12 protein-coding genes are annotated in these 20,332 nt (G+C 35.6%); 9 read left to right on the forward strand and 3 right to left on the reverse strand.

Annotated features, from left to right (window positions below):
• Positions 1-85: 85 nt before the first annotated feature.
• Positions 86-523, forward strand: a complete 438-nt coding sequence (locus H3Z82_RS10170) for a MauE/DoxX family redox-associated membrane protein (RefSeq protein WP_182205402.1) — start codon at positions 86-88, stop codon at positions 521-523.
• 77 nt (positions 524-600) lie between these two features.
• A complete protein-coding gene (locus tag H3Z82_RS10175) occupies positions 601-846 on the forward strand; it encodes a DUF6520 family protein (RefSeq protein WP_182205403.1) in 246 nt (81 codons plus the stop codon).
• 119 nt (positions 847-965) lie between these two features.
• Here the strand turns inward: H3Z82_RS10175 and H3Z82_RS10180 are convergent, their stop codons facing one another.
• The 3 genes from H3Z82_RS10180 to H3Z82_RS10190 are packed head-to-tail and all read right to left on the reverse strand — an operon-like array spanning position 966 to position 7,733.
• A complete protein-coding gene (locus H3Z82_RS10180; protein ID WP_182205404.1) occupies positions 966-3,266 on the reverse strand; it encodes a zinc-dependent metalloprotease in 2,301 nt (766 codons plus the stop codon).
• Positions 3,267-3,282: 16 nt separating this feature from the next.
• Positions 3,283-4,710: a RagB/SusD family nutrient uptake outer membrane protein gene (locus tag H3Z82_RS10185; RefSeq protein WP_182205405.1), complete on the reverse strand. Its 1,428-nt coding sequence runs from the start codon at positions 4,708-4,710 to the stop codon at positions 3,283-3,285.
• A gap of 17 nt (positions 4,711-4,727) precedes the next feature.
• Positions 4,728-7,733 (reverse strand): SusC/RagA family TonB-linked outer membrane protein, encoded by a 3,006-nt coding sequence (locus tag H3Z82_RS10190; RefSeq protein WP_182205406.1) that lies wholly within the window; start codon positions 7,731-7,733, stop codon positions 4,728-4,730.
• A gap of 1,202 nt (positions 7,734-8,935) precedes the next feature.
• Between H3Z82_RS10190 and H3Z82_RS10195 the strand changes: the two genes are divergently transcribed.
• The 7 genes from H3Z82_RS10195 to H3Z82_RS10225 all read left to right on the forward strand — a co-directional run bounded on the left by H3Z82_RS10195 (position 8,936) and on the right by H3Z82_RS10225 (position 20,086).
• A complete protein-coding gene (locus H3Z82_RS10195; protein WP_182205407.1) occupies positions 8,936-9,184 on the forward strand; it encodes a helix-turn-helix domain-containing protein in 249 nt (82 codons plus the stop codon).
• 613 nt (positions 9,185-9,797) lie between these two features.
• Positions 9,798-10,535: a hypothetical protein gene (locus H3Z82_RS10200; RefSeq protein WP_182205408.1), complete on the forward strand. Its 738-nt coding sequence runs from the start codon at positions 9,798-9,800 to the stop codon at positions 10,533-10,535.
• A gap of 168 nt (positions 10,536-10,703) precedes the next feature.
• A complete protein-coding gene (locus H3Z82_RS10205) occupies positions 10,704-11,090 on the forward strand; it encodes a hypothetical protein (RefSeq protein WP_182205409.1) in 387 nt (128 codons plus the stop codon).
• Positions 11,083-12,420 carry a hypothetical protein gene (locus H3Z82_RS10210; protein ID WP_182205410.1) on the forward strand — a complete coding sequence of 446 codons (1,338 nt, stop codon included), beginning with the start codon at positions 11,083-11,085 and terminating at the stop codon, positions 12,418-12,420. Before H3Z82_RS10205 ends, H3Z82_RS10210 begins: the two co-directional genes overlap by 8 nt.
• A 553-nt stretch (positions 12,421-12,973) precedes the next feature.
• Positions 12,974-15,736: a type I restriction-modification system subunit M gene (locus H3Z82_RS10215; RefSeq protein WP_182205411.1), complete on the forward strand. Its 2,763-nt coding sequence runs from the start codon at positions 12,974-12,976 to the stop codon at positions 15,734-15,736.
• A gap of 1 nt (position 15,737) precedes the next feature.
• Positions 15,738-16,928, forward strand: coding sequence for a restriction endonuclease subunit S (locus H3Z82_RS10220; protein ID WP_182205412.1), 1,191 nt, complete (start codon positions 15,738-15,740; stop codon positions 16,926-16,928).
• Between the two features lie 29 nt (positions 16,929-16,957).
• Positions 16,958-20,086 (forward strand): type I restriction endonuclease subunit R, encoded by a 3,129-nt coding sequence (locus H3Z82_RS10225; protein WP_182205413.1) that lies wholly within the window; start codon positions 16,958-16,960, stop codon positions 20,084-20,086.
• The last annotated feature ends 246 nt before the right edge of the window (positions 20,087-20,332 follow it).

Raw genomic sequence — 20,332 nt, forward strand, 5'->3', positions numbered from 1 at the left:
TCAATTTTTTAATCCCTTTTCTACAAAAATTACTCCCTTATAATCAAATAGATGTCCCGAACTTTACCATATCAAATCAAATGATATGAGAGTTCCAGAATCCTTTACTAAAAAAATACCGTGGATGGTCAGTTTACTGTTCGTTCTGTTGTTTGTATATGCAGCGGTGAGTAAACTTTTGGATTTTAAAACGTTTCAAATACAATTGGGACAGGCTACATTGTTGAGGCCAGTGGCAGGTTGGTTGTCTTGGGTGGTAGTTGTGACAGAACTGCTTATTGCCAGTTTATTATGTTTTGTAAAAACCCGCCTTTTGGGGCTCTATATGTCACTTTTCCTCATGATATTGTTCACAGTTTATATCGTTATCATATTAAATTCTGCAGCCAATACTCCTTGTTCATGTGGTGGGGTGTTGCAAGCGTTAGGGTGGAAGGATCATTTAATTTTTAATAGTTTCTTTTTTTTGATCGCACTAATCGGAATTCTAATTCAAAGGAAGCAGAAATATAATCTCAATTAAAATATTACTACGTAGTGACAGGGGAAGATCGAAAACCTGTAAAACAGAGTAGATCATAATTTATTAATATAAGTATTATGAAAACTAAAGTTTTTAAATTTATTTTACCGCTCTTGGTTATAGTCATGGCCGTGAGCTTCGCTTTTGCTACAAATTCCACTTCTGATAATCAAATTGCACACTACTTTGACCCATTGTTTGGTTGGCAGTCCGTGGTAATCGGAGATGAATGTGGACCGGTAGGGGAGAATGCATGTGAGTTTATGGGTAAACAGTTGTATTCACAACCAACTACCGAAAGTATTGCATTGCGTAAAGATTGATCATTAAGAATGGTTAATAAAAAAGGGTGCCTTCATTGAAGGCGCCCTTTTATGATTGTTTTCAACAAATGGTTTATGTAAAGCTTATTTTCTATTGAGCACAATCAACCGACTTTTATTTATAATAATGTATTAAGTTTTTTTAAGCAAAACTCCCAATGACCAACTGTAGGTGCATCTTTGTTATTATTAAGCCAGCCCACTATCTCCGCTTTTAAAATTAGTAATTGCTCCATAATATGACCTTTTATATAATCAGGATAATCAAAATATTTTGATTCAGCATCAAAAGTCATTCGTTTTTTTTCTAACACCATGACTAACATATCAATATAAGTCTTTTGTATTTCTTGTTTCCGTCGATTCTTAGCTACGACATTACCACTTAGTTCTTTGAAAAGTCCTGTTTGAAGTTTGGTTAAATAATCTCGAACAGAACCTTTATGATCGGATAATGTTTCCAGATAATTCAATCGTTTAAATCTTGCGGCATCGAGCATATCTATAAGCAATTGTTGTTGATAGGAGACAACATAATCTGGATAAGTTGAATACATTGTTCTTACTTCAAATTCCGGTTCTGTTAACCAATGTGGTGGATCGAATACATTCTCTAATAGAAAATCAAGTGCTTCTTCTTGAATCTTCCAATTAATTGGGGTGTAAAGCTTACCTGGTTGATTGATGGACTTATAGTGGATGTCATAGCCTCCAATAAGAGTCAATACGTGTTTCATATGATTCCACCACAATTTAAGAGTCTTTTTATATAGACGTTCCAATCTGGCATTATCTTTTTGATCACTGCACACAATTGGCAATAGCGCAATAACTCGTTTGATGTTCTTGAGTGCCATATTAGTGCTTCGCACTGGATCTTTTGTTTCAACGACCTCATTAGATGCCGCTGGACCGATAATTTCAAACAAAGTATTGTTATAACGGTACCATGGTATTGAATCCTGTAATCTAACCATTCCTTCCAATGTTTCTTCTTTTTCATTTTCAGATATGCTCTTTGAGAACTCGGTGTAGGCCCATTCAATATTGTAAATATCCGCGGGTCCCACTTTTTTAATCAGTAATGATGGTGAAATGCTATCCTCGGGTTGGACGATGTTATTATATCGTGTATAGTTCATGACACTTGGAGTATAGCCCATAGTATCAAGCCATTTTACATCATTCATTTTTTCAAAAGGATAGCTATATTCTCCAAAATTACCATCCATTATTCCTACCGCATGCCCTGCTTCGTGTGCAGTTAATTCTTGGATCAAAGAGCCTAAAAGATCATCTGGAAAAGGAAACTTTTGCGACCTTTTGTCCATAGGACCAACCCTGATGAAATAATTGTCGGTCAGGGATTTTAGGGAAGAACCCAAATGAATATCAGCTTTTAAAATCTCGCCAGACCTGTGATCGATAATTTTAGAAATGGTGCTACCTCGTGAATCTTCAAAACCTCTTAAATATCTTTTTTGTCCCCAATGTACAACAGAATTACTGATACTATGCAACGCCCAATTATCTAAGCTTTCAACTTCCTTTACGACAATCGCATTGTTAAATCCTGCTGCTTTGAATGCCGGCAACCACTCCTCTATTCCAGCTTTAATATATGGGCGCCATTTTTTTGGAATCTCAGGTGACATTAGGAAAGTAATTGGCTTAATCGGGACGCTAATTAATTGGTCTTTATTTTTTTTTTGAAGTCTCCATCTGGTTATATTAGCTATTCTGTTGTTGGTATCAAAGTTTTTCACTGTGGCTAATTCAGTAAAAAAGCCCATTCGATAATCATACCGCCTAGACTCCATAGGTTTTGGTAAGGCACAAAAACCAAAGAATACAGGAATAGAAACCTTAGATTGGTTAAGAATTATTCCCCGTTGGGTTTTTATAATCACTTCATTCTCCAAACCTTTAACATCCATAAGCATGGAGATCTGTGGCACAATGCTTTCTGTAAAATCAGAAGTCCATTCAATGACTTGATTAAGAACAAGATTGGTGATGTTGACCGTATAGATGTCTTTATAGTTCTTCTGAGGCTCCACAGGAAAGATAGATAGAATATTTTCACTCAGGGCAAGATTCGGTTTTAAAGGCAAAATATTTCCAGCAGATGAATGTATTGGTGGGACTTTTAATAGAATTTTATCTTTATGCAAGGACCACTCCACTTGCATGAATTTTCGTTCCATACTTTGATCATACCTTACAAACAACATGGGCGTATCCAGTAATTGGTGTGGTATGTTCAGAAATAGGTCCCCATTCTTCATTAAGGTGGTCAAAAATGGTTGTTTCGCGGCTTGTTCTGAAGTTGATGACGGATCGATAATTGTCTGGATATTACCAAATGATAACTTTATGTTAAGTCCTATCAATAAACAGATTAATGCAATATTTTTCATAATATGTTTTATTACGTTAATAACCGTCATTTTGGGGTTGTAAATTCCGATTTAGTTCCAATTCAGCTTCTGGAATAGGAAGGTGCACATCGGTTGTTTGCCAATAAGGTTTTAAGTCTTTTAAAGTTTCATGGGTACGACCGGTACGTTTAAGATCAAGCCAGCGCTGGCCGTGCTCCGCAAATAGTTCCACGCGTCGTTCATGTAAAATAGCATCCAAGAGGTCATTAACCGTATTGGCAGGAGTAGGGGGTAGGCCTGCTCTGTTTCTTATTGTATTTAAGTCCTGTTGTGCGGCAGCTTTATTTGCCAAATTGGCCATTGCCTCTGCCCGAATGAGATACTGTTCCGCCAATCTAAAGATTATAGAATATTCCAATGATTCCAATTCACCAAAATTCGCTTTATACTTATTGGCGTAATATAATGTTATGTTGTTTTCTGCATCAGAAATACTATCCACCCATTTAGCATATCTTAAGTCCCCAGCCTCAAAATCATCCAATAATGAATTGGAAAGAGCATATTTTTGACCGGGAATATTTCGTATGATCAATTGGTTAGCTTCTTGGGTATTTCGTGGGTGTTCGCCTGGTTTAAGCTGCCAAATGGTTTCTGAAGATTTTTTAAGAAAGACATCGTTCACATCTTCTTCCAAACTGTATTTGTCGATTAGTACAGTAGCGGTTGATGCTGCCAATTCCCATTGTTCATTATAGAGATACATTCTTGCTAATAATGCCATGGCGGCATGATAACCCGGCCAGACCCGTTCTCCATCGATAGCATTAATATCTTTGAGAAAATAGGTAGCATTAACAAGATCGGTAATTATCTGCGAATTTACTTCAGATATAGACATGCGGGACATCTTGTTATTTTCCAAATAATCGGTGGAGGTTATGTAAGGGATATCACCAAAGATATTAGTCAATAGATAATGGATATAAGCGCGTACGAACAATGACTGTCCCAGAAATATTTGTTTGTCAGAAGAGGACAAAGTTTCTGAGTTTTCTAAACCTTCAATGATGTCGTTTGCACTATAGACAAGGTTGTAGGCGTGATTCCACCATCCTAATATTTTGGTGTTATTAGTCATGACATTGTTGTGATATAAGTTCTGGTACTCAGTATCAGAACCGAAATAATCAAGCTCATCACTGTATGTCCCCATAGTGGTGGTCAGTCCAAAATCGCCAGAAACCATACCCTTTTCCCTCATTTTATAGTAAATATTTGCTAAAGCTGATTCAACTGTCGATTTGTCTTTGAAAACAATATCTGATGTCAATAAATTCTTTGGAGCGTCAACTATAACGAATTCGGAACAACCTAACGAGAACATTACGAAAAAGAACAATGTCCATCGATTAAGGATGTTGCACATGTTCATGGAGAGCTTTTTATTGAATTTTATGTCTCTGTTGTGTTTTATTTTCATTGTTATGTGAGTTTTAGTTAAAAGGCTATTTTCATACCCAAGGTGAATTGTCTTAAAGGAGGTAAGCGGCTGTAACTGGGATACTCTGGGTCGGGACCTTTATAATTTGTGAAAGTCAGTAAATTTTGTCCCTGGAGGTAAACATTAATGTCCAAGTTATTGCTTATTTGAGGTACTTTATAATTTAAGGAAATGTTCCTAAGTCTTATAAAAGAGGCATCCGAAACGGCTGCGCTACTATCTTGTTGTAATGAACCAGTATCCACACCCATTCCGAAGCCACCAGATGATTTTTGGATAGCTTTAATATCTCCATTCTGTTGCCATCTGTCGAATAAGTCTACAGGTGCATTTCTTCTGTATCCAGGGATTGTAGAAAACCGCATCAGGTTGAATGCCTGCTGTTTTTTAAACTGGAAGAAAACGTTAAGTGTCAGATTGCCGTAACTGAGGGTATTACCAAAGCCTCCATAGAATTCAGGAGCTAAGTCTTTTGCCCATTGTCTGTCTGCTAAACTGCTAATATTCCCATCCCCATTATAATCTTTAAATTGATATATCCCAGTTTCAGGGTTTACACCCAAGGCATGATACAATTTTACAATTGTAAGAGGTTGTCCGATGACATAACGGTTGGCGAAAGTTGAATTTTCTAGATCGTCGAATTTTACCAACTTATTTTCGGGTAACGTGATATTGAAGGAGGTTGACCATTTTAAATAATTAGTTTTTAAATTGACGGTCTGTATATCCATTTCAAAACCTGTATTCTCTACGGTTGCATCAAAGTTTCCTGTAAGTTGTGAAAAACCGGTGGTTGCTGCTAATGGTATGCCAATGAGTTGGTTGGAGGATTTGTTGCGATACCATGAAGTGGTGAGGTTGATTCTGTCTTTTAATAAAGCCAGTTCTATGGCAGTTTCTAATTTTTTATTGGATTCCCAGCCGAAAATCGGATTGAATATCCCTGTGGGCTGCAGCGCGGTTGTGCCATCATAATCATAACCGGTAATGTTGTAAGTGTTCAAAAACTTATAGTCACCAATGTTATCACTACCTGTGATACCATAACTCGCTCGAAACTTTCCAAAGCTTAAAATAGTATTGTTTTTAAATATGTCTTCTTCGGAAAATACCCAAGCTATACCCACGGCTCCGAAATTCCCAAATTGTCTGCCTGGTCCAAACCGAGAGGAGCCATCCCTCCGTCCGGTGAGATTTAAAATGTATCTTTCATCAAGATTTAAGTTTATTCGTCCAAAAACGGCTGTGTAACTATATTCGCCATCCATATCTCGTTGAACTTTCACAATCTCTGCGGCGGCTAGATTACGCAATAGGCTGTTATTGGGGTAACCGGTTCCTTTTTGGACCAATTGTTTGTTCGTTTCCTTTTGAAATGTTGTTCCAAACAGAATGTCCAGCTTAATTTTTTTCCATTGGTGTTTCCATTGAAGCTGAGGTTCCACAATCCAGGATTGTCTTTGGGAAGCGTTTGTAGTAAGGTTTGAGTAATTTTGGGGAATGAATCCCAAAGCTGGATTTGTTGCCGAACTTGGTAAAGTTTTGAAAGAATCTAACCTGTAGCTGTTAAACCCCAGACTAGATTTAAACTCTAAGTTGGGCATTAGCTTATATGAAATATAAGTATTTGCGTTAAGGGAGTTTATATTTGCTCTGTACTCTTCAAGTAAAGAAGCCAAAGGATTGTCCCATGAATTGTTTTCCCAATTCAACTCACCAACTTCATTATAAAGTTTAGGAGCATTGGGTTCGAGAGTGTAAGCTGAATAAGAAAAGTCTTCTTGAGGTAACGAATTTTTTTCATGGGTATATATAGTTGAAAGATTAATCGTGAATTTACCTCCTTGTGAATGATGGTTGATATTGTTGTGGACTGAGGTTTTTTTATAATTCGATTTTCCAGGGAATACTGTGCTTTCATTTTGATGAGCTGCACTAATCAAATACCTTGTCTGTGGATTTCCTCCTGAAAGTCTTAACTGTGCATTTCTTCGATGTGCATTACCTCCGATTAATTCTTTTTGCCAATCCGTATAACGATTTTGATCCCAGGTCTTTAGATCGGGCCAAGCAAAATCGAATGATGGATTGTCAAGATATGCTTCAAATCCATCGTTTATGATACCTTCTCTGCGTACTTCCAAATATTGTTCAGTATTCATTAATTCAACAAAATTGGATACTTGTCCCAAAGAATTGCTGAAATCTATTTGTAGTTGTGTTTTTCCTACAATCCCTTTTTTTGAGGTTATCAAAACCACTCCATTGGCTCCTCTGGATCCATAAATTGCCGTGGCATCTGCGTCCTTTAAAACCTCAATGCTTTCTATGTCATTCGGGTTAATTGAATTTAGCGGACTTATATTTCCCCTTAGGATAAGTCCTGATACTTCAGTAGCTCCTAATGACTGTGAACTAAAAGGAACCCCATCAACAATAAAAAGAGGATCGGTCCCACCATTGATAAAATTCTTCCCTCTAATTTGAATATCATAACCACCACCGGGCACGCCTGTATTTTGCACAATATTTACGCCTGACATATAGCCTTGCATGGCGCCTAAGGGATTATTAACCGGCTGCAATTCAATCTCCTTAGCCGTAATCCGCGCAATACTTCCCGTTTTCTCACGGTCGGTAGTGCTGTAATAGCCAGCGTTGATTTGTACTTCTCCTAATGCGGTAGCATCTTCTTGTAAGGTAACATTGATGGTGCTGTGGTTGTTTATGGGGATGGTAAGCGTTGTATATCCCAAATAGGATATTTGCAGCGTATCAGTTGGTCTGGCTGTAATAGTATAACGCCCATCAAAGTCTGTTACTACACCATTTGTAGTATTTTTAATAAGCACATTTGCGCCAGATATGGGTAGCTGCCCATCAGTAACCTGGCCGGAGACCAACAGGTCCTGCGCAGATAGAGTCAGGGAAACACTAAGGAAGAAGAGACAGCTGACAAAAATGCGCCGCCTCCTTACTGATTTATAATTTTTTATCATAGTTTTGTAATGGTTAAAGTGATAGATTAATTTTAACTGTTGGCCTGCTCCGATGTCGTGGTAAACTGGGAGCGGGCTTTTTTTTGTGCCGTTTTATGCGTTACGGCTTTGTTATCTGTTTTTTGTTATGTCATAGGCAATTGGTGTTATTATTTAGGGAAGCGGGGCTGCCGTTTAATGTTAGCAAATCTCCAGTTTGTGGCAGCCCTTTCCCAAAGACTAATTCTAATATTTTGTTATGTGGCATTAGTTGCAATATTTCCGTCTTTTCACGATCTATAGTTTTGCAGTGCCGGTATTGATGACCACCCTTTCAGATTTTGGGTATCATCATCTAATACAAGGATGGTACGCGCTCTCTGAAGTGGGTTTTCCATGGGTTTATTGTTAAAAAATGCAAGCGCCGTTGTGTGTTTGGCTATTAATGGGGGATAAGAAGTGACGCGTGTTACAAAAATCAAAAACAATAAAAGGCGCCTGCATTGGGTTATATGTTTTAATGTCATAAATTTGCTAAAGTAATTGTTATATTAGTTAATTTGACCTCCGGAACGATTGTGCCAACATTTGTAAGGAGGTTTTTTTTTTTGTGACTACAATAAGTGCATAGGCTTCAATTTTTAAAGTTAAATTAGGAAGTTGCCGCATATGGTTTTTCGCATAGCGGCAGCTATCCTAAAGACTAATTCTAATAGTTCGCTATGTGGCACTGTTGTTTATAGTGCTGCCTTGTTCTTAGGGGATTTTAGAGCTTGCAATTGGCGATAGCGAGGTGTTTGTTGCAAACTCCTTTTGTATTGTCTCAATAATGATGTGTAACCATAGGCAAATTCCGCAATTAAATTTTATACTATTTATCATTTACATATGCATAAGCAGAGATCAAATGATTTTTGGTAAGTGGAGTAACGCCCTTGAGGTATGGAAACGAAAAGGCGTGGAACTCAACTTACTGCATCAGGGGTACTGGTATACCGAGGAACAATAAGAGAGCCCACGCCAGTTGACGTGAGCATCTACTTATCATCTCGTTCCTTTAAATTACCAGTTTTCTGATACGAGACTCAAAGCGAATGCTTCAATATTTTATCATGAAGAATCGCAAAATTAAAATATTATTGGCTAATATAATAAATCTTTTTTAATTGTGGGTTATTTCACCCACATTTTTTATTAAGATTTTGGCCACATTGCAATTGCATATGGCAAAAAGTAATAATAAAGATAATTTTCAAATTCAATTTGGGAAACGAATAAGGGCGCTTCGCAAGGATAAAAACCTTAGTTTAAGGAAACTTTCTCAAAGATGCAATCTTGACTATAGTGATATTGCCAAATATGAAAAAGGAGAGGTAAATATTCAATTATCTACTATTTATGAATTGTCTGTGGGTTTACAAGTTGCCCCGAAAGAACTATTTGATTTTGATTTTGTATTTAATGATAATTAGTGAAACATTCAATATTTGATCATATGAATTACTTAAAAGAGATAAATTATCAGAATAGGAGTGTTCTGGAATACAAGAAACGAAATTCACCGAATAAAATGAAAGCTATTACTTAACTGTAAAGGCTTTTTTGTTGACAGGAAGAACGTTGGCATAATTTAAATAATAGTATGAAAATTACGTAGTTCTACTTATAGGAACAATGGATATATGTAAGTATTTTTGAGGACGCAAAAATGTGAAATAAGCGAGTGATATCATCGCATGGACTATCCATGCACTATCCATGGAGTATCCATGGAGTATCTATGGAGTATCTATAGCGTTGATACGCCATGCCTATTTATAGATACCCGTTCTGTAATTGTTCAATTAAACCTTCTAAGCTTTGATTGGCTTTTTAGTTCTCTGGGGGTGTTGGGCCTAGCAAATTGAAAAGCAATATGATTTCAATCAGGTGAATCCCATAATTAAAAATATTGAGAATCAATTTCATGAGATGGGAATATTGGATTATATTACGAAGGTAAAAGCACCAGAAAGTACGCCTTCCTTTTGAAATTGAATAGGTGTGTTTGGTGCTTGTGTATACAAGTTGTGCAAAATATGAAAAATGAGAAACCTTGATTTAGACGAAATAACAGATAAAATTGCAACTTACGCTTCTGACATTAGATATGCTGATAGAAACCATCTTCAAATAAAAATAACACAGTTTTTCAATTTTCTTTATGAACAACCAATATCAAATAGAACTTTAGAGAGAATTAGTGAGGATTTTAAAGATTTAAACAATAAAAGAATTGAAGTAAAAAAATCTCATAATAGATATAAAGAAAGTGCTGAATTTATTGACACATTATCAACCCGTGAAATTCAAGGAGCATTTGCTTATTTTGAAATAAAAGATAAATTTGAAATAGAAAGAAAATTTACGAACTTTTATATCGAATTAGCCTATGAATGGTATGAAGCTAGTGGAAATTATAATGAATGGCAAGAGCTTTTTAAAAGTTACTTTTTTGAACCTTTTATTGAGTTAATCGAATGGTATTTTAGGGAAAGTAAAATCAAACAAGAATATGATTATTTCTCTAGAGAGGAAATTAGTCAGATTGAGCATAATTTTGAGAATCTTAAAAGTCAAATATCAAAACTGGAATTCGGACAAGAAATTATATTTAACGAAACAGATGAAATTAAAGATTTAATAAGTGGATTAAATAAAAAGAATTGGACTGAAATAATAAAGGCGAAGTTTAACGATATGATTTTAGGAAAAATCATTTCTTTAGAAACAGCTGAATTATTAATTAAGACAATAACAGGAGAAAACATAAAGCTGAAATAAATACTTATGCCTAATAAAGTATAATTAATGACTGGTTTTAACTTTCTTACGAAAATCTTCGCGGATTTTCTATTCGGTTTTTATTTGCTAAATTAGGTGATCGAACACGCCACTAATCAAGATACACAAGACCGTTGGAAAGACAAGCTAAAAAATAAGATTGATAGAATGAAATTAAAGTTTCAAGAAAATATTGACAAAATAAAAAACTGCCCATCGCAAAACGAAATAGGAGAAATGAATTTATTCCGTTGCGTAGAAAGTGATATTTCGGAAAAATCATTTGTTCCACAAGCCGTACTGCTAAAGCCAAAGTATCAGGATATGTGTATTGCTTGGGGGATATCAGTTTTCAACAGCTTTGATTCAGCCAATCAAATGCTAAAGAGCTTGTCGAAAAATAAAAGAGTTAATTATTCCAAAATTGCTCGTGGAATTATTAACGATAGTCACGGAATAAAATATGGCGGAAATAACAAAAAGCATTATACATTTTTCCCGACAGAAGAGTTTAATGTCGTAGAAAATTTCGAAATTGTGAACCGAAATGACTAACCAAAACAAAAATATAGATTTCGACTTAAGCCAATTCCAAAAGATTGAAGACATTATTTATTTGGATGAACCAATATTAACTCATCTGATAAAAAATAATAGACACTACCTGCTCTATCTTGTTGATACATTAAAAATTAGCGATATATATTTACTTCTTGAACTAGAGGAGCAAACAATTTTTGACTACCTAACAAAACAAACTACACTAAGAGAAGTAATCTTTTCAAATCAAAATTTCATTTATAAAATTGAGCAAGATTTTAATGGAAAGATTATTGGTGTTGATATTACTCAAAGTAAATTCTTGTCGGAAAATTACCTTCCTACTCGAGATTCCTATTTGAATTTCGAGCCAACAGTTCAATCATACTACTATGATTTTATAAAAAACTTTGAAACTAAAGCTTATTTACGTTCACTTCGTGAACAAGCCTTTTATATCAAATTAGCACCAACGAGTAGTAAATATTCTGATACGATTGGATTTAATGAGCTTGTGAGTGAGCTTTTAAAGAATATTTCAACTTCATTTAAAAGCTTTTTGAAAGCTGATTTTTTCGAATCCTTTAAGGAAGTAATGACTGATGAGAAAAAACTAAATGCATCATTTAAAAAACTTGCACCTGACTTGGATTATAGAATGGTAGATTTAGATTTCGGGAGTTTTGAAATTGGACTTGCAGTTGACAAAGTAATGAAGCAATCAATTGAAAATAAGGAAATACGAGATTGGGCAATTGATGTTGGTTACAAATATCAAAATATAGTTTTAGATGACGATTATGATGAGGAAAATGTATCAGAAATAATTTCAAATTACAGTCCTGAAGATAGAAAGAAAATATTTGAACCAATTTTTAAAATCACAGAGAACTCTAATTTTGATTTCAAAATAAAGGACTCAAAAAGTAAAGAGTATTCTAAAATACTAATTAAGGATAAGTCAAAAATTGAGAGAATATTACCGAGTAAATTAGAAGTTGTGGAAGATGAAAAATCGAAAGAATTTGAGATTATTCAAGTTACAACTATAAAAGAAAAAGACAAGATTCGTAAAATAATAAGACTTGATGAAAATACTCTTTTTGAATCGACTGATACAAAGCAAGTAATTCTTAAGAAAAAAGACTTTGAAAAGTTTGAGTATGACTTGGAATATGACGTGGAAATTCCATTGAACATTTCGACTGAAAAAGGACAAGTACTATTCGAAACTGAATTTGACGGAATCAAATTCAAAAAAGTATTGGGCACAGGAAAATTCGATGACGGAATCAGACAAATAATTGCTTCGATTTACGAATACATAGTAAATAAATCAGAATAAAAACCCATGCCAACAATGGCAACCGTTGCACAACCCCATAAAATTTCAGAATCTGAACTTTTTCAAGCCGCTTTAAGAGCTTTTGTTTTGTAGCCAATCAGTTTGTAAACTATGTAGCCTTCCGTCTTTTGTAGGCTTCCCCAAAAAATGGGAAAGCCTACATTAGCATTCGTGTGATCGGTGCGACTCAACATGAATGCCGTGTCGACTGCATCACCTCTATTGTACTAATTCAGGAGTTTTCAACAAAAGCTAAAACATCCATTAATAAATATTATGTACTTTAGTATCCTTTAAACTTTAACTAACCAAATGCCATCAACCCTCTAATCAAAATCTGAACCCATAGCTTACGCTGCAATTAACAGATTAGCAAAAAAACACGTTGGTTATGGCTATCAAAAAAATGGACTCACAGAGCGTAAAAGCAAACCGACCTAGAACCCGAATTTCCGCGAAATTCACCTAACAATCTTTTTAGATAAACTAAAAAATAATATTATAGAAAGTCACGATGAACCGTGAATTTATATTTTAAAAGCATTGAATAAAAATGAACAAACAACAACTAGCAGCCAAAATTTGGGAATCGGCCAACCAAATGCGTTCAAAAATTGAAGCTAACGAATACAAAGATTATATATTAGGCTTCATCTTTTATAAATACCTATCAGAAAAACAATTACAATTTTTACGCCAACAAGACTTTACCGCAGACGATATTCTTGATCTTAACGAAGCCGATACTGAGACAGTAGATTTTATAAAGAGAAACATCGGCTACTTTATTGCTTACGACGATTTATTCAGCACCTGGATTAGCAAAGGTAAAGACTTTGACGTGTCCAATGTGCGCGAAGCCTTGTCTGCCTTTAGCCGATTAATAAGCCCAAAACACAAAAAATTATTTGATGGTATCTTTAAAACATTAGAAACGGGATTAAGTAAACTAGGGGAAACAGCAGGAAAACAAACCAAAGCTATTAGCGATTTGTTACACCTTATTAAAGATATCCCTATGGATGGCAGGCAAGACTATGATGTGCTGGGCTTTATCTATGAGTATCTTATTGAAAAGTTTGCTGCCAATGCCGGTAAAAAAGCAGGGGAATTTTACACCCCACACGAGGTATCCGTTTTAATGTCAGAAATTGTATCAGACCACCTTAAAGACCGTAATGAAATACAGATTTACGATTCCTGTAGTGGTTCCGGGTCCTTGCTTATCAATATAGGTAACAGCATTGCAAAGTATATGGATGATAAAAACAACATCAAGTACTACGCACAAGAGCTCAAACAAAACACCTATAACCTAACCAGAATGAACCTGGTTATGCGTGGTATGCTACCAGAAAACATACAAACCAGAAATGGAGATACCTTAGAAGACGACTGGCCATACTTTGATGAAAACGATCCTGCGCACACTTACAATACATTATATGTAGATGCTGTAGTATCAAATCCACCATACTCGCAAAAATGGTCTCCAGACAACAAAGAGACAGACCCAAGATATTCGCGTTTTGGACTGGCGCCTAAAACAAAAGCAGATTTTGCATTCCTTTTACATGATTTATACCACTTAAAACCAGATGGTATAATGAATATTGTACTACCACACGGGGTGCTATTCCGTGGTGGTGAAGAGGGCAATATTCGTAAACAGCTTATTGAACACAACCATATAGACGCCATCATCGGCCTACCTGCTGGCATTTTCTTTGGCACAGGTATTCCTACCATTATTTTTGTACTAAAACAAAAACGAAGCCATACAGACGTGCTCATTATAGACGCTTCAAAAGGATTTGTTAAAGAAGGAAAAAACAACAAACTACGCGCTAGCGACATCAAGCGCATTGCAGATACGGTACGCGACAGAGAAACCATACCGAAGTTTTCTAAAGTAGTAACGCGCGATGAAATACGTGTCAATGAGTATAATCTCAACATTCCTAGATACGTAGATTCATCACCAAATGCCGAAAAATGGGATATCTACGCATCAATGTTTGGTGGTATTCCTGTAAATGAAATAGATGCACTAAAGGACTATTGGAGTGCTTTTCCAGGCTTACGCGACGCCCTGTTTGAAAGAACATCAGATGTCAACGCAAAACTTAAAGTGGACAACATTACCGAAAGTATTACCTCGCACGCCACTGTAAAAGATTTTATAGCGCAATATAACGAAGCTTTCAACGACTTTGAGCCGTATTTAGACCAGCGTTTATTAAAAAATATAAACGAAGTCAAAATCAATAAAGAAAAAACCATCTTAAGTAACGATATCTTTAAACGCCTTGAACCAATTCAGCTAATAGATAAATACCATGCTTACCAACTATTAGATGATAAATGGGAAACTATTAATGTAGATTTAGAAATCATACAAACCGAAGGCTTTAATGCTACTCGTGTGGTAGAACCTAATATGGTGATAAAAAAGAAAAAGGGTAAAGAAGTAGAAGTACAAGAAGGATGGAAAGGACGCATTATGCCTTTTAACCTTGTGCAAGAACGTTTTTTAACTGAAGAACTAGAAGCATTAACTAAAAAAGAAAACCGTCTTCTCAATATTGCTACAGAGATTGAAGAACTTATCGAAGCACTTCCTGAAGAAGAAAAAGACAGCAATTTACTAAACGATAAAAATGATGCTTTTGTGGTTAAAGAATTAAACGAAGCAATCAAAGAAGTTTATGCAGATGTAGAAACCGAAGAAATAAATGCTCTCAAAAAGTATATCGCTCTACTCGATAATAAAGCACGTAAGCCAGAAAAAGAGCAGTTTATTAAAACGCACAAACTAATACAGTGGGATGCTATGGATGCGAATAAAGATGGCACCTTCAGCAAAACAAACGTGAATAAGTACCTTGTACAGTTGCAAAGTGAGTTTAGCTTTCCAGAAGATTCCTTAGAGTATCAACTGGTAATAGCTAGCCAACTACTTACAGAACAAAAAGAACTAAAAGCAGAAGTAAAAAAAGAAGAAGCAGCTTTACACATGCTAACCAAAGAAACCATAGAAAATTTAACCAATGGGCAAGTAAACAACCTACTAGAACACAAATGGGTTAAACCAATAGTGCACGCCCTAATCAACTTACCGAGCGCAACTATAGATACCTTTTCTCTAGAGTTAAAACATCTAGCCGAAAAGTATGCTACCACCTACTCACAGGTAGCACAAGACATAAATGAAGCCGAAAATTCATTGGCAGAATTACTGGACGACCTTACAGGAAATGAACACGATGTAAAAGCCCTCACCGAGTTTAAAAACCTTTTAAAAACCAATGCATAAAATGGAAACAAAAAAGATAAGTCCAGAATTGCGGTTTGCGGGGTTTACGGAGGATTGGATTCAGGATAATGCTGAGAACCTATGTTCTATATCAACAGGAAAAAGTAATACGCAAGATAATATTAAGAATGGAGAATATGATTTTTATGTAAGGTCAGCAACAATTGAGAAAAGTGACAAATATCTATTCGACGAGGAGGCGGTATTAACCGTTGGTGATGGTGTTGGAACTGGGAAAGTTTACCACTATGTTAATGGAAAATATGATTTGCATCAAAGAGTTTATCGAATGTTTGATTTTGAGAAACTCACAGCTAAATATTTCTACTATTATTTTTCTGAAAATTTTGGCAAGAGAGTTTTGGCAATGACCGCAAAATCATCAGTGGATTCTGTGAGAATGGAAATGATTACCAAAATGTTAATTTCATTTCCTTCAGAAATAAAAGAACAAGAGTTAATAAGCGCTTTCTTATGGCAATTAGATAATTTGAACAATAACCACCAAACCCAACTCACAAAACTCAAAAACCTTAAAAAAGCTATGCTCACCAAAATGTTTCCTCAAAATGGGGCAAGCGTTCCAGAGATACGTTTTAAAGGATTTGATGGGGAGTGGAAAAGTTTTCAACTTGGTAATATCGGTAGTACTTTTACTGGTCTTTCAGGTAAAACTAAAGATGACTTTGGTAAAGGTACAGCTCATTACATTCCTTACACAAATGTTTTCAATAATGAGATTACAGATAAGAATCAATTAGAAAAAATTGAAATCGATGATACTCAGAATTCAGTTCAGTATGGCGATATTCTATTTACCACCTCCTCAGAAACACCAGAGGAAGTTGGAATGTCTTCTGTATGGTTAGAAAATGATAAGAATGTTTATTTGAATAGTTTTTGCTTTGGATATCGTTTTAAAATTAAAGTTGATAGTCATTATGCAGCCTACTACATGCGTTCTCAATTTTTCAGAGAAAATATGAAAATTCTAGCTCAGGGAATATCAAGATTCAACATATCTAAAACAAAAGTTATGGAAATAGATATTTTGTTGCCTAGTGAAAATGAACAGTTTAAAATTGGAAGATACTTCACAAATTTGGATGAACTTATAGCAGGACACACCATGCAACTAAAAAAACTCAACAACATCAAAAAAGCCTGTCTCAATAAACTATTTGTTTCCTAATACCAACCCAACCAGTACCGTTTATACCTATGATATTCAATAAAGAAAGTGAGTTTGAAAAAGCCCTTATAGAAGCCTTAACACACAAAGGCTGGGAAAATAAAATCATTAAAAACCCAACAGAAAAAGATTTACTTAATAACTGGGCAAATATTCTTTTCGAGAATAACCGCGATATAGACCGTCTTAATGATCACCCACTTACAGAAGGCGAAATGCAACAAATAATAGAGCAGGTAAACACCTTACGCACACCGCTAAAATTAAATGGGTTTATCAATGGTAAAACAGTAGCCATTACTAGAGACAATCCTGATGATACCCTACACTTTGGTAAAGAGGTGAGCCTAAAAATATACGACCGCCACGAAATTGCAGCTGGGCAAAGTAGGTACCAAATCGCACAACAACCGCGGTATAAAAGTAAATCTAATATATTGGGCGACCGTCGTGGCGATTTAATGCTACTTATCAACGGGATGCCTCTCATCCATATAGAGCTTAAAAAAAGTGGTGTGCCTGTAAGTCAGGCCTACAACCAGATAGAAAAATACGCTCGTGCTAATGTGTTTACAGGTATATTTTCCCTGGTTCAGATATTTGTGGCTATGGAGCCAGAGCAAACCAGATACTTTGCAAACCCGGGTCCAGATGGAAATTTTAATAAGGATTTCTATTTCCAATGGGCAGATTTTAATAATGAGCCTATTAATCTTTGGTCAGATATCGCCACATCATTGTTGTCTATTCCAATGGCACACCGCCTAATAGGTTTCTATACCGTACCAGATAGTTCAGATGGCGTGCTTAAAGTAATGCGTAGCTATCAGTATTATGCAGCTAATGCTATAAGCGATAAAGTTGCCAAAACAGACTGGAAAAGTAAAAATGCCCTTGGTGGTTTTATATGGCACACAACCGGTTCTGGTAAAACCATGACCAGCTTTAAAAGCGCACAGCTTATCGCTAACTCTAAAGATGCAGACAAGGTGGTATTTTTAATGGATAGAATTGAACTTGGTACACAGTCACTTAAAGAATACAGAGGTTTCTCAGATGATAATGAAGAAGTACAAGCTACAGAAAATACAGGTGTTTTAGTCACAAAATTAAAAAGTGACGATCCTGCAAATACATTAATTGTCACCTCTATCCAAAAAATGAGCCTTATTAACGACGAAGAAGGGGGCTTAAATGCCGCAGATTTAAAAATAATGAACAGTAAACGTATGGTGTTTATTGTAGATGAGGCCCACCGTTCCACTTTTGGCGATATGTTAATTACCATTAAAGAAACATTTCCTTGGGCAATTTTCTTTGGTTTTACAGGCACGCCAATACAAGATGAAAATCAAAAGAAAATGAATACCACAGCTACTGTGTTTGGAGACGAATTGCACCGTTACAGTATTGCCGATGGCATTAGAGATAAAAACGTTTTAGGCTTTGACCCGTATAAGGTTTTAACCTACAAAGATAAGGACCTGCGTACCGCTGTGGCTTTAGAGAAAGCCAAAGCAAATAATGTTCAAGAGGCCTTGGAGGACCCTAAAAAGAAAAAAATCTTTTTAAAGTATATGAATGAGGTCAAAATGGCTGGCTCCTATAACAATGCAGGAAAATACGTTACAGGTATAGAAGACCTTTTGCCTGCCTCACAATACGAACGGGCAGAGCACACACATACAGTAGTTGATGATATATTAGAAAATTGGTTGCTTTTAAGCCAAGGCGGAAAATTTCACGCCATATTTGCAACACAAAGCATTCCTGATGCTATTAATTATTATCGATTACTGAAAAATGCAAAACCAGATCTAAAAGTCACCGCATTATTCGATCCAACTATAGACAATAATGGTAATTCAGAGTATAAAGAAGATGCACTTATAGAAATCATTGAAGATTATAATGAACGGTATGATCAAGATTTCAAATTAGCCAACTATGGCAAAATGAAAAAAGATATAGCTTCTAGATTAGCACATAAAGCTCCATACTTAAGAATAGCTACTGAACCAGAAAAGCAACTTGATATCTTAATTGTGGTAGATCAGATGCTGACGGGTTTTGATAGTAAGTGGGTAAATACGCTATATATGGATAAACTAATGGCCTACGAAAATATCATCCAAGCTTTTTCGCGTACAAACCGTCTTTTTAAAAGAGATGAAAAACCACACGGAACCATACGCTATTACCGTAAACCACATACCATGGAACGCAACGTTGATGCGGCTATAAAGTTATATTCGGGAGATAAACCTACAGGCCTGTTTGTAGAACGATTACCGTTTAACTTAAAGGCAATGAACAATGTTTATAAGGATATTGCGCAACTATTTAATCTTGCCGGAATTGATAATTTTGAGAAACTTCCAGATGACCTAGCGGAACGGGGGCGTTTTGCAAAGTTATTTAATGAATATAATGCGTTTTTGGAAGCAGCAAAAGTGCAGGGTTTCACTTGGTCTAAATTAGAATACACTTTTGGAAAAGGAAAAGGGAGAAAAACAATAACACTGGCACTAGACAAATATATTTATGACATCCTCGTACTACGTTATAAAGAATTGTTGGGTAACGGTGGCAGCGGTGGTGACTTGGAGGTCCCTTATGAAATTGAAGGTCACATCACAGAAATCGATACAGGGAAAATTGACGCCGATTATATGAACTCCCGTTTTGAAAAGTATCTCAAAAAACTAAACAGTAAGGATGTCAGTAAAGACGAATTACAGCAAACATTGGACGAGTTACATAAATCTTTTGCCTCGCTAACACAAGAGCAGCAAAAATATGCCAATCTGTTCCTGCATGATGTGCAACGTGGTAATGCTAAACTTGAAGCTGGTAAAACCTTAAAAGATTATATCAACATTTACCAATTTAATGCAAAAAACGATCAAATACGTAAAGTAGCAACCATATTAGGATTAGACGAAACACGCTTAAGGAGTATGATGGATTTAGGACTTACAGTAAAAAACATAAACGAATACGGTAGATTCTCGGAGCTCAAAGAAACAGTTAATAAAGAAAAAGCCAAAGCCTACTTTGAAGAAATAGAAGATACTACAATGCCTCAATATAAAGTGAATATTAAAGTAGATGCGTTTTTACAGAAGTTTATTCTGGAAGGCGGCTTTGAGTTTTAAATAATTGAATTTCTCTAATTAACCTGTTAGCGTTATAAAATAATAGAAGTCAACAACAATTTAAGCAAAAGTGTTAACGGTTAACTTTTTAAACAAATTAAAAAGGCGTTTGGAAATGAGGATACAAAATTGGATTTTTTTATTTTTTAATCAAGATTTATTACTCTACTGAGATGATATACGGTTGCAGACGTGTTGCACCACCCATCGGTTTTAGCACGGATATCTGACTAAAATGAGCATTTA

Origin of the sequence: Gelidibacter maritimus (genome assembly GCF_014062315.1) — a bacterium.
Taxonomy (GTDB): domain Bacteria; phylum Bacteroidota; class Bacteroidia; order Flavobacteriales; family Flavobacteriaceae; genus Gelidibacter; species Gelidibacter maritimus.

What these genes read in the sequence shown, in the direction of transcription:
- H3Z82_RS10170 (WP_182205402.1), top strand. Translation starts at nt 86, where the DNA reads ATGAGAGTTCCAGAATCCTTTACTAAAAAAATACCGTGGATGGTCAGT.
- H3Z82_RS10175 (WP_182205403.1), top strand. Translation starts at nt 601, where the DNA reads ATGAAAACTAAAGTTTTTAAATTTATTTTACCGCTCTTGGTTATAGTC.
- H3Z82_RS10180 (WP_182205404.1), bottom strand. Translation starts at nt 3,266, where the DNA reads ATGAAAAATATTGCATTAATCTGTTTATTGATAGGACTTAACATAAAG.
- H3Z82_RS10185 (WP_182205405.1), bottom strand. Translation starts at nt 4,710, where the DNA reads ATGAAAATAAAACACAACAGAGACATAAAATTCAATAAAAAGCTCTCC.
- H3Z82_RS10190 (WP_182205406.1), bottom strand. Translation starts at nt 7,733, where the DNA reads ATGATAAAAAATTATAAATCAGTAAGGAGGCGGCGCATTTTTGTCAGC.
- H3Z82_RS10195 (WP_182205407.1), top strand. Translation starts at nt 8,936, where the DNA reads ATGGCAAAAAGTAATAATAAAGATAATTTTCAAATTCAATTTGGGAAA.
- H3Z82_RS10200 (WP_182205408.1), top strand. Translation starts at nt 9,798, where the DNA reads ATGAGAAACCTTGATTTAGACGAAATAACAGATAAAATTGCAACTTAC.
- H3Z82_RS10205 (WP_182205409.1), top strand. Translation starts at nt 10,704, where the DNA reads ATGAAATTAAAGTTTCAAGAAAATATTGACAAAATAAAAAACTGCCCA.
- H3Z82_RS10210 (WP_182205410.1), top strand. Translation starts at nt 11,083, where the DNA reads ATGACTAACCAAAACAAAAATATAGATTTCGACTTAAGCCAATTCCAA.
- H3Z82_RS10215 (WP_182205411.1), top strand. Translation starts at nt 12,974, where the DNA reads ATGAACAAACAACAACTAGCAGCCAAAATTTGGGAATCGGCCAACCAA.
- H3Z82_RS10220 (WP_182205412.1), top strand. Translation starts at nt 15,738, where the DNA reads ATGGAAACAAAAAAGATAAGTCCAGAATTGCGGTTTGCGGGGTTTACG.
- H3Z82_RS10225 (WP_182205413.1), top strand. Translation starts at nt 16,958, where the DNA reads ATGATATTCAATAAAGAAAGTGAGTTTGAAAAAGCCCTTATAGAAGCC.